Annotated in this window: 14 protein-coding genes; all 14 read left to right on the top strand. The window is 46.6% G+C overall.

Annotated elements, in window-relative coordinates:
* Nucleotides 1-85 precede the first annotated feature (85 nt).
* On the top strand, nt 86-1,969 hold the full coding sequence (mnmG, locus tag B4F66_RS01115; RefSeq protein ID WP_292358503.1) for a tRNA uridine-5-carboxymethylaminomethyl(34) synthesis enzyme MnmG: 1,884 nt from the start codon (nt 86-88) through the stop codon (nt 1,967-1,969).
* Nucleotides 1,969-2,595 carry a 16S rRNA (guanine(527)-N(7))-methyltransferase RsmG gene (rsmG, locus tag B4F66_RS01120; protein WP_292358502.1) on the top strand — a complete coding sequence of 209 codons (627 nt, stop codon included), beginning with the start codon at nt 1,969-1,971 and terminating at the stop codon, nt 2,593-2,595. The genes mnmG and rsmG overlap by 1 nt, the downstream gene beginning before the upstream one ends.
* 5 nt (nt 2,596-2,600) lie before the next feature.
* The gene (locus tag B4F66_RS01125) at nt 2,601-3,383 is read left to right on the top strand and encodes a ParA family protein (protein WP_014705464.1); all 783 of its coding nucleotides are present in this window, start codon (nt 2,601-2,603) and stop codon (nt 3,381-3,383) included.
* Nucleotides 3,384-3,401: 18 nt separating this feature from the next.
* Nucleotides 3,402-4,265 (top strand): ParB/RepB/Spo0J family partition protein, encoded by an 864-nt coding sequence (locus tag B4F66_RS01130; RefSeq protein WP_292358499.1) that lies wholly within the window; start codon nt 3,402-3,404, stop codon nt 4,263-4,265.
* A 239-nt stretch (nt 4,266-4,504) separates the two neighbouring features.
* Entirely contained in the window at nt 4,505-6,334 is a 1,830-nt protein-coding gene (locus B4F66_RS01135; protein WP_292358498.1) for a methyl-accepting chemotaxis protein, read from the top strand.
* A 288-nt stretch (nt 6,335-6,622) separates the two neighbouring features.
* Nucleotides 6,623-6,997 (top strand): ATP synthase subunit I, encoded by a 375-nt coding sequence (locus tag B4F66_RS01140; RefSeq protein ID WP_292358496.1) that lies wholly within the window; start codon nt 6,623-6,625, stop codon nt 6,995-6,997.
* A gap of 7 nt (nt 6,998-7,004) precedes the next feature.
* A complete protein-coding gene (gene atpB, locus B4F66_RS01145; RefSeq protein ID WP_292358494.1) occupies nt 7,005-7,904 on the top strand; it encodes a F0F1 ATP synthase subunit A in 900 nt (299 codons plus the stop codon).
* A 57-nt stretch (nt 7,905-7,961) separates the two neighbouring features.
* Nucleotides 7,962-8,195, top strand: a complete 234-nt coding sequence (atpE, locus tag B4F66_RS01150) for a F0F1 ATP synthase subunit C (RefSeq protein ID WP_007144166.1) — start codon at nt 7,962-7,964, stop codon at nt 8,193-8,195.
* 45 nt (nt 8,196-8,240) lie between these two features.
* Nucleotides 8,241-8,711, top strand: coding sequence for a F0F1 ATP synthase subunit B (locus B4F66_RS01155; protein WP_014705460.1), 471 nt, complete (start codon nt 8,241-8,243; stop codon nt 8,709-8,711).
* A 12-nt stretch (nt 8,712-8,723) separates the two neighbouring features.
* The gene (locus tag B4F66_RS01160; RefSeq protein ID WP_286845423.1) at nt 8,724-9,254 is read left to right on the top strand and encodes a F0F1 ATP synthase subunit delta; all 531 of its coding nucleotides are present in this window, start codon (nt 8,724-8,726) and stop codon (nt 9,252-9,254) included.
* 24 nt (nt 9,255-9,278) lie between these two features.
* A complete protein-coding gene (gene atpA, locus B4F66_RS01165) occupies nt 9,279-10,820 on the top strand; it encodes a F0F1 ATP synthase subunit alpha (protein ID WP_014705458.1) in 1,542 nt (513 codons plus the stop codon).
* A gap of 14 nt (nt 10,821-10,834) precedes the next feature.
* A complete protein-coding gene (atpG, locus tag B4F66_RS01170) occupies nt 10,835-11,701 on the top strand; it encodes a F0F1 ATP synthase subunit gamma (protein WP_292358481.1) in 867 nt (288 codons plus the stop codon).
* 50 nt (nt 11,702-11,751) lie between these two features.
* Nucleotides 11,752-13,128: a F0F1 ATP synthase subunit beta gene (gene atpD / locus B4F66_RS01175; protein ID WP_292358479.1), complete on the top strand. Its 1,377-nt coding sequence runs from the start codon at nt 11,752-11,754 to the stop codon at nt 13,126-13,128.
* Between the two features lie 18 nt (nt 13,129-13,146).
* The gene (locus B4F66_RS01180) at nt 13,147-13,569 is read left to right on the top strand and encodes a F0F1 ATP synthase subunit epsilon (protein WP_292358477.1); all 423 of its coding nucleotides are present in this window, start codon (nt 13,147-13,149) and stop codon (nt 13,567-13,569) included.
* The last annotated feature ends 80 nt before the right edge of the window (nt 13,570-13,649 follow it).

Genomic DNA, 13,649 nt, shown 5'->3' on the forward strand with positions numbered 1-13,649 from the left:
TATAAATGATTGAAATATTAGGCAAAGATTGTGACTGGCATGTTAAAATTCGCAATCTTTTACAAGTTTTTATCGCGGGTGAGTTATGCAGTTTCAAGATCAATATGACGTGATTGTCGTTGGCGGCGGCCATGCCGGCACCGAAGCCGCGTTAGCGGCTGCTCGCCAGGGCGTAAAAACACTGTTGCTTACACAGAATATTGAAACGTTAGGTCAGATGAGCTGTAACCCGGCCATTGGTGGTATCGGTAAAGGCCATCTGGTTAAGGAAATTGATGCGCTGGGTGGCATCATGGCAAAAGCTGCTGACCGTGCAGGTATTCAGTTCAGAATCCTTAATGCCAGCAAAGGACCTGCGGTCAGGGCAACCCGTGCTCAGGCTGATCGGATTCGTTATAAAGCGGCTATTCGTGAAGTACTGGAATCACAGCCCAATCTCTATTTATTCCAGCAAGCCGTTGATGATCTGATTGTAGAAAATGATCGTGTTGCCGGCGTAGTCACCCAGTCAGGTTTACGCTTTGGTGCTAAAACGGTGGTGCTCACAGTGGGCACTTTCCTTGGTGGTGTCATCCATATCGGTTTGCAACGTCATCAAGGTGGTCGGGCAGGAGACCCTGCCTCTGTGGCGCTAGCAGAACGTTTACGTGCTTTACCGTTCCGGGTTGATCGATTAAAAACCGGCACACCACCGCGTATTGCGACCAGCAGTATTGATTTTTCCCAGTTAGCCGAACAACCGGGTGACAACCCAACACCGGTCTTTTCTTTTCTGGGTAAGCGGAAAGATCATCCAACCCAGATATCCTGCTATATCACCCACACCAATGAAAAAACTCATCAGGTGATCCGTAATAATCTGGATCGATCGCCGATGTACAGTGGTGAAATTGAAGGCATTGGTCCACGTTACTGCCCTTCAATTGAAGATAAAGTGGTGCGTTTTGCTGATCGGAATTCACACCAGATATTCCTTGAACCGGAAGGTCTGAACTGCAACGAAGTCTACCCCAACGGTATTTCCACCAGCCTGCCATTTGATGTGCAATATGAAATTGTGCGTTCAATGAAAGGTTTGGAAAATGCCCATATCACCCGTCCGGGCTATGCCATTGAATATGACTTTTTTGATCCAAGGGATTTAACGCCTTGGCTGGAAACCAAACATATGCCGGGTCTGTTCTTTGCCGGACAGATCAATGGTACAACGGGTTATGAAGAAGCCGCCGCACAGGGGTTAATCGCTGGACTTAATGCCGGCTTGCAGGCTCGAGAGCTCGAGCCTTGGTATCCACGTCGTGATGAAGCCTATATTGGAGTATTAATTGATGACTTGATCACCTCCGGCACCAAAGAGCCTTATCGCATGTTCACCAGTCGTGCGGAATATCGTCTGATGTTACGTGAGGATAATGCTGATTCCCGACTGACACCTATTGGCCGTCAGTTAGGCATTGTCGATGATGAGCGCTGGAGCGTATTCAGTGAAAAACTGGAAGCCATTGATAAAGAAAATACCCGCTTGAATACCATGCGCGTGTCACCGGAAAAAATAGATCAACAACGTGCGACGTCTGTGCTGGGTGAGCCTCTGGCCAAAAGCAGTACGGCAATCGAGTTATTACGTCGTCCAAGTGTGGATTATCAAGGCTTGATGACATTACTGGACGAAGAGCAAATCGTTGCTGATGATGTGGCTGAGCAGGTAATGATTCAGGTGAAGTACGCTGGCTATATCAATCGCCAGCAAAATGAAGTCAACCGTTTACAGCGCAATGAAAATACATCTCTGCCGGATGATTTGGATTATAAAAATGTGCGTGGCCTATCTAATGAAGTACGTGAAAAATTACAAAATGCCAAACCACAGAGTTTAGGGCAGGCTGCGCGGATTTCCGGCGTGACACCGGCTGCCGTTTCATTATTGCTGGTTCATCTGAAACGTTCAGGCTGGAGCGAAGCCAGCTGATGGCGGTTGATTTAAAGGCACAGCTCGACAAGGGCTGTGCTGAACTGCAATTACAACTTTCCGACCAGCAAAAAATCCAACTACTGGATTATCTTGCGCTACTGCAAAAATGGAATAAGGTTTATAACCTGACCTCAGTGCGTGATCCACAAGGCATGTTGACGCGACATATCCTTGATAGTCTGTCGCTTATTCCTTATTTACAGTGCAACAGTTTGCTGGACGTTGGAAGTGGTGCTGGCCTTCCAGGTATTCCAGTGGCGATCTGTTTTCCGCAAATGGCGGTGACTCTGCTTGATAGCAATATCAAAAAAACACGTTTTTTACAGCAAGTGAAGGCCGAGCTTAAATTGAATAATGTCACGGTAATACATGGCCGAGTTGAGCAACTTACCCTGCCAAAATTTGAGGTAATAACCGCCCGCGCTTTCGCTACAATTGCCGAGATTATTGATTTAGCCGCGAGACACTGCGATGATGCGGGCAGCCTGATTTTAATGAAAGGCGTATACCCGGAACAGGAACTAGCTAGTGTTGGCGGCGGTTTTACATTGAAAGATGTGATTGCTCTGAATGTCCCGGGAGATCAGGCTGAAAGGCATCTGGTAAGACTGATTAAGGATTAATGTCAGTGGGAAATATATTTGCGGTTACTAACCAGAAAGGCGGTGTCGGTAAAACGACTACCACGGTAAATCTGGCAGCGTCGCTTGCCGATTCAGGCAAGAAAGTGCTGATGATTGATTTGGATCCGCAGGGTAATGCCACCACCGGGTGCGGTATTGATAAAGACGCCATCGAAACCAGCAGTTATGACGTCATTATGGCGGAAGCCAAAGCCAGTGATGCCATCATTCGTCCGGAAGGATTGGGCTTTGATGTAATGCCAACCAATACCGACCTGACTGCCGCCGAAGTCCAGCTGTTGGAAATCAAATTACGTGAACATCGCCTGCGACTGGCGTTGGAGTCCAGCAAGGAAAAATACGACTTTATCCTGATCGACTGTCCTCCCTCCCTGAGCATGCTTACGGTAAATGCTCTGGTGGCTTCCAAAGGTGTATTGATCCCGATTCAGTGTGAATATTATGCCCTTGAAGGACTGACTTCTCTGCTGCGTACCATTGAACGGGTTAAACAGCGAGCCAATCCCGCTTTAGAAGTGACTGGCATGGTGCGTACCATGTTTGATGCACGTAATAATCTTGCCAATCAGGTATCACGACAGTTGATAAGTCATTTCCAAGGCAAAGTCTTTCATTCAATCATCCCGCGGAATGTTCGTTTGGCTGAAGCCCCCAGTCATGGTCTGCCTGTGTTAAATTATGACCGGGCTTCGCGTGGATCAATTGCCTATATGGCGCTGGCAAGTGAATTGATGCGACGTGATAAAAAAGCAACAGCGGCAAGCTAACACACAGGTATTCCCAGCATGGTAAGTAAAAAAAGAGGATTAGGCAGAGGACTTGATGCACTGTTAGGTGACGTCAATCAGGATGAAAATAACCTGAACGACAGCTTGCAACATTTTCCGCTGGACATGATTCAACCTGGTAAATACCAGCCGCGCATGGATATGTCTCAGGAATCTCTTGAAGAACTTGCCGATTCCATTCGCTCTCAAGGTCTGGTTCAGCCGATTGTGGTCAGACCGATTGACGGTGGGCATTACGAAATCATTGCCGGTGAGCGCCGCTGGAGGGCTTCCAAGCTGGCTGGGCTGGAAAGTGTTCCGGTATTAATCAAGGATGTTTCGGATCGCAATGCGATTGCGATGGCCTTGATTGAAAATATCCAACGTGAAAATCTGAACCCGATGGAAGAGGCCAATGCTTTGCATCGGCTACGAGAAGAATTTGAATTAACTCACCAGCAAACCGCTGAGGCGGTGGGTAAGTCACGCGCGACCATCAGTAACTTACTGCGTCTGCGAAATCTTAATGATGACGTGAAGAAATTACTGGAAAACTGTGATCTGGAAATGGGCCATGCACGAACCCTGTTGGCTTTAGAGGGCGAAAGCCAATCCCAGGCAGCTTTACAAATCGTTGAAAAAGGCCTCTCGGTTCGTGAAACAGAACAGCTTATTCGTCGATTATTAAAGCCATCCACGGCAGATAAACAGGAAGTCCCACAACCTTCGCTGGAAGAAATCGAGCGAATCGAACAGCGCATCGCCGACAAGTTAGGTAAAGGTTTCAGTATCAAACACCGTCCTAATGGAAAGGGTAAGCTGGTTTTTGATTATTCCAATGTGGATGAGCTAAAACGCCTTATCAAACAAATAGGCGTATAAAGCCAGCGTCATTTCAAGTCCAACTATGTAATGTGCACATAATGAGTGAAAAGTCTGTTTCACTGTGGTGCAACTTTATTTCATTAGCGATGACTCCAAACACTTTAGCAGCATAAACTTAAACTTAGCTGCACCATAAGCTCAGGGTTTTAAAGCATTTCAATCTATTCAATATTGTAAATCCATTCGCTGGACTGACAATTGCATATTCCTGCTGACTCTAAACTAGGGAATCCGCAGTGAAATTGTTGAGCAGACTATTTAATTCATCTGAATTCATTGAAACTCAAATTGCAAGTACCACGGTGCAGGAAGATGTGGCATCAACTCCGCATTTTACCGAAGCAGAAAAACGCTTTTACCGTTCCCTGCAATTGGTGAGCAGTCAAACCGCCCAGCTTTCACGACAGGTTTTCCGTGCGCTTCAGGTTCAGGAAAACTTTTTATCAGAAATCGGCCAGCGTACTGACAAGCTGGATAATGAACTGCAGCGGGCCAGTGATTATCTGAATAGCTCAAATTCAACGGTCGGGGCTTTACAGGCCCAGATAGATGTTGAAGCGAACGAGGTAAACGCCGCAGTCGGCGAAGCGATGCAGCATATATCCCTTACCCTTGACGAAAAATCCCATAGTGTCACCGATGTGCTGGACGGCATTCTGGAAATTGGTAAAGGGGTAAATATGTTGGCACTTAATGCTGCTATTGAAGCTGCACGTGCCGGAGAACATGGGCGAGGATTTGCCGTGGTGGCTGATGAGGTCAGACGTCTTGCTGCGGTTACCATGGAACAGGCACAGCAGGCAGCCAGGCAACTGGACTTCACTCAGGTTAATGCCGAGCTGGATCAGATCCGTCAGACCAATTCTGAAAGACTGAACAGTTTTGTAGAGGTTATCCAATCGGCTACAGCACAGCTCACCGAATTATTTCAATCGATTAGTGAACAGTTGAACGCGGTGATGGAAAACACCGGAGTGATTTTTGAAACGCTGGATCTCAGTAATGGTGTTATGCAGCGTATACAAAGCAAGAATAAAATCATCAACGATGTGGTTGAAGATATGTCCACTGGACTGGAGCAAATTGATATACAAACAGCGGAGATCGATTCAGCAGTCAGGTCAATGGACAACACATTGAAAAAACTCTATCTGGTACCTGATGCATCACATGATCAACTTGACGATATTCTACAACGTGGAAAATTGAGGGTAGCGATAGAACCCAATTTTGTCGGTTTGTCGTTTCGTGAAAAACTCGGTGAGCCGCTGAAAGGACTCGATGTGGATTACGCCAGAGCTTTTGCACGTTACCTGGGTGTCGAATGTGAATTTATCGAAGCGCCTTGGGATATGTGCACAGAGTTGCTCACGGTGGGTAAAAAATATGGTGAACCGCCGGCGGATATTGTTATCAGTGCACTTCCTCCGTCGGCAGAATACGATAACGTGGCGTATTCTGAAGCCTACACATATCTGCATTGGGTATTGGCTCGCAGGAAAGGTGATAATCATATTAATCGGCTTGACGATCTAAATGGCAAAGTCGTTGGAATTATTAATGATCCGGCGGCGTTTCAAGTGCTTGAAGATTGCGGTATTCGCTGGAGCAGTAATGAAAACAAACCCGGTGAAAGGGTCCGACTGGATAATCTAATCGCTTATTCCGATCAAACGCGCATCCATAACTGTCTAGCGGATGGAGTAGTAGATGCCTTTGGGGTCGATTTGCCAATTTATTACTGGGCTTGTGAAAACCCTGCCAGTCCGTGGTTCGGCAAGATTGAAATTCTGCCAGGAAATATTGCGCCCCAACCGTATTATTACACCATGACAGTTAATGCCTGGGCATCAAGTTACCGTCTGCTGGCCAAAGCCAATGCGTTTATTCATTGGTTTAAACAACAGGATGAACGCCAGCAGATAGAACGTAAATGGCAGGGAGCCGCAGTAAATGGCGATATCAGTTACCGCGATGAGCCGGGGGATCTGATGGGGGAGGCCGAATTAAAAAATTTATACGAAGCACATTGCAGCAAATTTAAGCTGGCGCCCAAAAGTCTGTAATCGAAGGCAATGTAGTCTGAGGGGAAAAGAAGATAGTCGTTTTCTACAAAGTTAAATGTCTCGTTATTTAACCTCTTACGGGAAAATATCCCAGTTGTAATCTCCAAAAATCAGATGCCTTAGTGGAATCTTTCATAATTGTGAAGACTCTTCAAACAAAACACTAAATCAGTGTGACATCATCAATCAAAAATAAATTAAGCGATATAGTCGTTGACCGTGCAAAGGGTAGGTCTATATAATTCCCTGATTTGCTTAAGGCAAAACTAAAAGATCCAGCGGATAGAGATGGAGCAACTAGCCAGAGTCAGGCCCGTAAATCAGCTGCTAATAACACAGGTTATAGCGTTGGTTGTTATTGTGGCTTGTGTCTTATGGTTACATGGCAAGGATGTCGCCATAGCCGTATGCTTTGGGGGCATGATCAGTGTGGTCAACACACTATTGCTGAAATGGCATTTACTGAGAACAGTCGTTAAGGCTGGTGCCAATCCGGCAAAGAATCTCGGTGGCGTATACAGGTGTATTGCAGAACGATGGGTTTTTACCCTGGCCATGTTTGTGGTTGGCTTCGCGGTGTTTGAATTTTCCGCGTTACCGCTCTTGCTCGGCTTCGTCGCGATACAAGTGGTTTTATTGTTTGGAAATATGAAACAGGCTTGAGACAAACATGGCGGAAGAATTAACAACTTCAGGATACATCAAGCATCACCTGCAAAATCTGACCTTTGGTCCGAAACATGAAGAGATAGAGGCAGGCGTTTGGGCTCCAACAGGTGATTATGGTTTTGCAATGTCTTCTGGTGAAGCAGCGCAAATGGGTTTTTGGTCCATCAATGTCGACACCATGTTTATGTCGATTCTACTTGGCGGTTTGATGATGTGGTTCTTCCGCAGCGTTGCCAAGAAAATCTCCGCAGGTGTCCCAACCAATACACAGAATTTCGCAGAATGGATCATTGAATTTATTGATGATTCAGTACGTGGCTCCTTCAGCGGTGGTAAAAACACTCTGGTTGCTCCGATGGCATTAACCATCTTTGTCTGGATTTTCCTGATGAACCTGATGGACTTAATTCCAGTCGATCTCATTCCTTTAGCTGTAGCACACGGCGCATCAGCAATTTTCGGTGTTGATCCTCACGATGTCTTCTTCAAAATCGTCCCAACTACCGATCCAAATGCCACACTCGGCATGGCATTGTTTGTTTTCTTACTCATGCTGTATTACAGCTTCAAAGTCAAAGGCGTCGGTGGTTTCATTGGCGAGTTGACCTTGCAGCCGTTTGGTAAATGGGCGCTGCCTATCAACTTTGTGCTCGAAACTGTCACTTTGATTGCAAAACCATTTTCATTGGCATTACGGTTGTTCGGCAACATGTATGCGGGTGAGATGGTGTTCATTCTGATCGCCACCATGTACGGTGCCGGTCTGGTTCTAGGTTCTTTTGCTGGCCTGTTACAGGTTGGCTGGGCGATTTTCCACATTCTTATTATTACCTTGCAGGCATTTATCTTTATGGTGCTGACCACGGTATATATGGATATGGCGCATCAGGAACATCATTGAGTTTGATTGAGTTGTAACTTTATTTTTTTAGTCTTTAGACGTTTGTAGGAGAGAAAAATGGATATGGGTTTAGTTTATATTGCTGGTGCACTGATGATTGGTTTGGGTGCTCTGGGTGCCGCGATTGGTGTAGGTCTGTTGGGTGGTCGCTTCCTGGAAGCTGCAGCTCGCCAACCTGAATTAGTACCAATGTTGCGTACACAGTTCTTCCTGGTCGCGGGTCTGGTTGACGCGGTACCAATGATCGCTGTTGGTTTGGCAATGTATGTACTGTTCGCGGTAGCTGGTTAAGATCATTAACTCAACTCCCAATAGCGATAAACAAGAGGTACAGGCATGAATATCAATGCAACCTTGATAGGCCAGCTAATTGCCTTTGCGATTTTCGTCGCATTCTGCATGAAGTACGTCTGGCCGCCTATCATGCAGGCGTTGGAAGAACGCAAAAAGAAAATCGCTGATGGTCTGGCTGCGGCAGAACGTGGTCGTCATGAACAAGAGTTGGCAGAAAAACGTGCCCAACAGGTAATTCATGAAGCAAAAGATCAGGCAAGCGAAATTGTTTCTCAGGCTCAACGCCGTGGAAACGAAATTGTCGACGAAGCCAAAGGCACTGCGCGTACTGAAGGTGAGCGTATTCTCACTTCTGCCCGTGCAGAAATTGAGCAGGAAGCAAACCGCGCCCGTGATGAACTGAGAGCACAAGTTGCATCAGTTGCACTGGCAGGTGCTGGCAAAATCCTTAGTCGTGAGATTGATGACAAAGCCCACACCGACCTGCTCGATGAGTTGGTCAGCCAAATCTAGAGGAATCATAGGATGGCAGAATCAATAACCATCGCTCGCCCCTACGCATCAGCCGTATTTGCGATTGCACAAGAAAAAGGCGACATGCAGGCATGGTCTGAACTGCTCACAGTACTGGCGCAATGCGCTGCTACTCCCGAGGTCGAATCCATTTTGGTGAGTCCTGCGGTCAGTGATGAACAGGCAGTCAATCTGCTTGGTGACATTACTGGTGAACTTAGTACAGATGCTCGTAGTTTTCTGCTGCTTCTGGCAGAAAACAATCGACTGCTATTGTTACCGGAAATCGCAGAGCTATATGAAGAGTTACGCGCCGATGCGGAACAAATGCTGACAGCCGATGTAATAACTGCGCGGCCGTTGACAGATGAACAAAAAAGCAAGATTGCAGCCGCACTGAAAAAACGCCTGGGCAAAGAAATTACGCTCAGCGAAAGTGTAGACGAGAGTCTGCTGGGTGGCGCAATCATTCGGGCAGGTGATCTGGTAATTGATGGATCTGCCGTAGGTAAATTGAACAGACTGGCCAGCGCGATAAGCTAAGCGGCCCGTAAAGAGGAAACAGAGATGCAACTGAATTCAGCAGAAATCAGTGACCTGATTAAAAAGCGAATTGAAAGTTTTGACGGGGCTACTGAAGCACGAACAGAAGGCACCGTAGTCGGTGTAACCGATGGTATTGTGCGTATTCATGGTCTTGCCGATGTCATGTCCGGGGAAATGCTTGAGTTTCCAGGCAACACTTTCGGTATGGCTCTTAACCTAGAGCGTGACTCAGTCGGTGCCGTTATTCTGGGCGCTTACCAACATATTTCTGAAGGCGACAAAGTCAAATGTACTGGTCGTATTCTGGAAGTTCCAGTAGGTGAAGGCCTGTTAGGTCGTGTTGTTGACTCACTGGGTAAACCAATTGACGGTAAAGGCGATATTCAAGCCAGCGGTTCTTCTCCAATTGAGAAAGTAGCGCCAGGCGTTATTGCTCGTAAGTCAGTTGACCAGCCATTACAAACCGGTTTGAAATCCATCGATGCGATGATCCCAGTCGGTCGTGGTCAACGTGAGTTGATTATCGGTGACCGCCAAACGGGTAAAACAGCTATCGCAGTTGATGCCATCATCAATCAGAAAGGTACAGGCGTTAAATGTATCTATGTAGCGATTGGTCAAAAAGCGTCTTCTATTGCGAACGTGGTTCGTAAACTGGAAGAACACGATGCACTGGGTCACACCATCATCGTTGCGGCTTCTGCTTCTGATTCAGCTGCTTTGCAATTTATTGCTCCTTACGCGGGTTGCTCAATGGGCGAATACTTCCGTGATAAAGGCGAAGATGCACTGATCATCTATGATGACTTAACCAAACAAGCCTGGGCTTACCGTCAGGTATCCTTGTTGTTACGTCGTCCACCAGGTCGTGAAGCTTATCCTGGTGACGTTTTCTACCTTCACTCACGCTTGCTGGAACGTGCAGCACGTGTAAACGAAGATTACGTAGAAAAACTCACTAATGGTGAAGTGAAAGGTAAAACCGGTTCTTTGACTGCGTTACCTATCATTGAAACTCAGGCGGGTGACGTTTCTGCTTTCGTACCGACCAACGTAATTTCGATTACAGACGGTCAGATCTTCCTGGAAACTGACTTGTTCAACGCCGGTATCCGTCCTGCGATTAACGCGGGTCTGTCGGTATCACGTGTTGGTGGTGCCGCTCAAACCAAGATCATCAAGAAACTGGGTGGTGGTGTTCGTCTTGATTTGGCTCAGTATCGTGAACTGGCAGCGTTTGCTCAGTTTGCTTCTGACCTTGATGAAGCAACCCGCGCACAAATCAGCCGTGGTCAACGTGTTACCGAGTTGATGAAACAGAAACAATATCAACCATTATCAATTGCTGAAATGGCGATTTCATTGTTCTCAGCCAACGAAGGCTTCCTGGATGATGTTGACGTCAGCAAAGTCGGTTCATTTGAAGCGTCACTGCTGTCAACCATGCGTTCACAGCATGCTGAGCTGATGGACACAATCAACACTACTGGTAATTTTGATGACAATATCGCTGGCCAAATGCGCAGCGCGATTGAAAAATTCAAAGCCAACGGTAGCTGGTAAGCGAGGCATAATTCATGGCTAGCGGTAAAGAGATACGTACGCAGATAGCAAGCATCAAGAGCACGCAGAAGATAACCTCTGCGATGGAAATGGTGGCTGCCAGTAAAATGCGTAAGGCTCAGGAACGCATGGCGGCAACACGTCCTTATGCTGACAAGATCTTAAATGTTATTCAGCATTTGGCGTTTGCCAATCCGGAATACAGACATCCTTATTTGCAGGATCGTGAAGAGAAACAACGTGTAGGTTATATCGTGGTTTCTTCGGATCGTGGTTTGTGCGGTGGTTTGAACAATAATCTGTTCAAGGAAGTGCTGCACGAAATCAAATCCAAGTCAGATAAAGGCCTGCAGGTTGATATCTGTGCAATTGGCCAAAAAGCCTCAACATTCTTCAGCCGCTTGCCAGTGAACATGGTTGCACAGGTTACCCAATTGGGTGATGCACCACGCGTTCATGAATTGATTGGTAGCATCAAGGTTATGTTGGATGCTTACGAATCAGGTCATATTGATAGTCTGTACCTTGTTTATAACCAGTTTGTGAACACCATGACGCAGGAAGACACATTTATTCGTCTTCTGCCTGCGACACCTGGTGCGCCAAGCGAGGAAATGTCCCATCACTGGGATTATATTTACGAGCCGGATGCGAAAGAAGTTTTGGATGATTTGCTGGTCCGTTACATCGAGTCAGTGGTTTATCAAGGCGTTGTTGAAAACATTGCTTCTGAACAAGCATCGCGCATGATTGCGATGAAAAATGCGTCTGACAATGCCGGCGATCTTATTGATGACCTGCAACTGGTTTACAACAAAGCTCGCCAGGCTGCGATTACACAGGAAATCTCTGAGATTGTTGCGGGTGCCGCTGCGGTCTAACTGAATTAAAAGGGCTGAGCAGCCCGAACTTATTTGAAAGAGGAAGCAAGATGAGCTCTGGAAAGATTGTACAAATTATCGGTGCGGTCGTTGACGTGGAATTTCCCCGCGACAGTCTGCCAAATATCTATGATGCCTTGATGGTTGAAGAGGCTGGTTTAACCCTTGAAGTACAGCAACAGCTTGGCGACGGCGTAGTCCGGACCATTGCAATGGGTACTACAGACGGCTTGAAGCGCAGCTTAGCTGTATCAAATACCGGTAAAGCTATCAGCGTACCAGTCGGTCAAAAAACACTGGGCCGTATCATGGACGTATTGGGTAACCCAATCGACGAGAAAGGCGACATCGGTGAAGAAGAGCGTTGGGGTATCCACCGTAAAGCACCTTCATTTGATGAACTGTCTGCCAGTAACGAATTGCTGGAAACCGGTATAAAAGTAATCGACTTGGTATGCCCGTTTGCTAAGGGTGGTAAAGTTGGTCTGTTTGGTGGTGCCGGTGTAGGTAAAACCGTCAACATGATGGAGCTTATCCGTAACATCGCTATCGAGCATAGTGGTTTCTCGGTATTCGCTGGTGTAGGTGAGCGTACTCGTGAAGGTAACGACTTCTACCACGAAATGACTGACTCAAACGTTATCGATAAAGTATCACTGGTTTACGGTCAGATGAATGAGCCACCTGGTAACCGTCTGCGTGTTGCGTTGACTGGTCTGACCATGGCGGAATTCTTCCGTGACGAAGGTCGTGACGTATTGTTCTTCGTTGATAACATCTACCGTTACACATTGGCCGGTACTGAAGTATCTGCATTGTTGGGTCGTATGCCTTCTGCGGTAGGTTACCAGCCAACATTGGCTGAAGAGATGGGTGTATTACAAGAACGTATTACATCTACTAAGACTGGCTCTATCACCTCTATCCAAGCGGTATATGTACCTGCGGATGACTTGACTGACCCATCTCCTGCAACAACATTCGCTCACTTGGACGCAACAGTTGTACTGTCACGTTCAATTGCTGAATTGGGTATCTACCCTGCGATTGACCCACTTGACTCAACATCACGTCAATTGGATCCATTGGTTGTTGGTAACGAGCATTATGATATTGCCCGTGGTGTTCAAAACACGCTGCAACGTTATAAAGAACTGAAAGATATTATCGCGATCCTGGGTATGGATGAATTGTCTGAAGAAGACAAACTGTCTGTATCACGTGCTCGTAAAATTCAGCGTTTCATGTCACAGCCATTCTTCGTTGCTGAAGTATTTACCGGTGCACCAGGTAAATACGTTTCACTGAAAGATACCTTGGCTGGTTTCCGTGGCATTCTGGATGGTGAATATGATTCACTGCCAGAACAAGCGTTCTACATGGTTGGCACCATTGATGAAGCGATTGAGAAAGCCAAAAAGTACTAATCTCTTGGGAGGTAGCTGATGGCTATGACAATTCATGTTGACATCGTAAGTGCTGAAGAATCCATTTATTCTGGATTGGTAGAAGCGGTAATTGCCTCGGCACAAGAGGGTGAGGTGGGTATTTACCCACGTCACGCTCCATTGCTGACACGTTTAAAAGCCGGCGAAGTGCGTTTACTGAAAGATGGTAAGGAAGAGCAGTTTTATATTTCCGGTGGCATTTTAGAAGTTCAGCCACACATCGTCACTATTCTGGCCGATACCGCATTACGCGCTGATGACGTTAATGAAGCCGCTGCTTTGGAAGCCAAAGCAGCAGCTGAAAAAGCGCTAAATGATAAATCTGCTAAACTGGACTTTGCTGAAGCACAAGTTCAATTGGCAGAAGCAATGGCACAGTTACGCGCCATTGAAAGAGCACGTAAAACACGTAAGCATTAATCACGAAAGTGATGACCCAAAAAAGGCTGTCTTCGGACGGCCTTTTTTGTTTCCAGGTCTTTGCTAAACTACAAAGCTGT

Source organism: Methylophaga sp. UBA3603, from assembly GCF_002375335.1.
GTDB lineage: Bacteria > Pseudomonadota > Gammaproteobacteria > Nitrosococcales > Methylophagaceae > Methylophaga.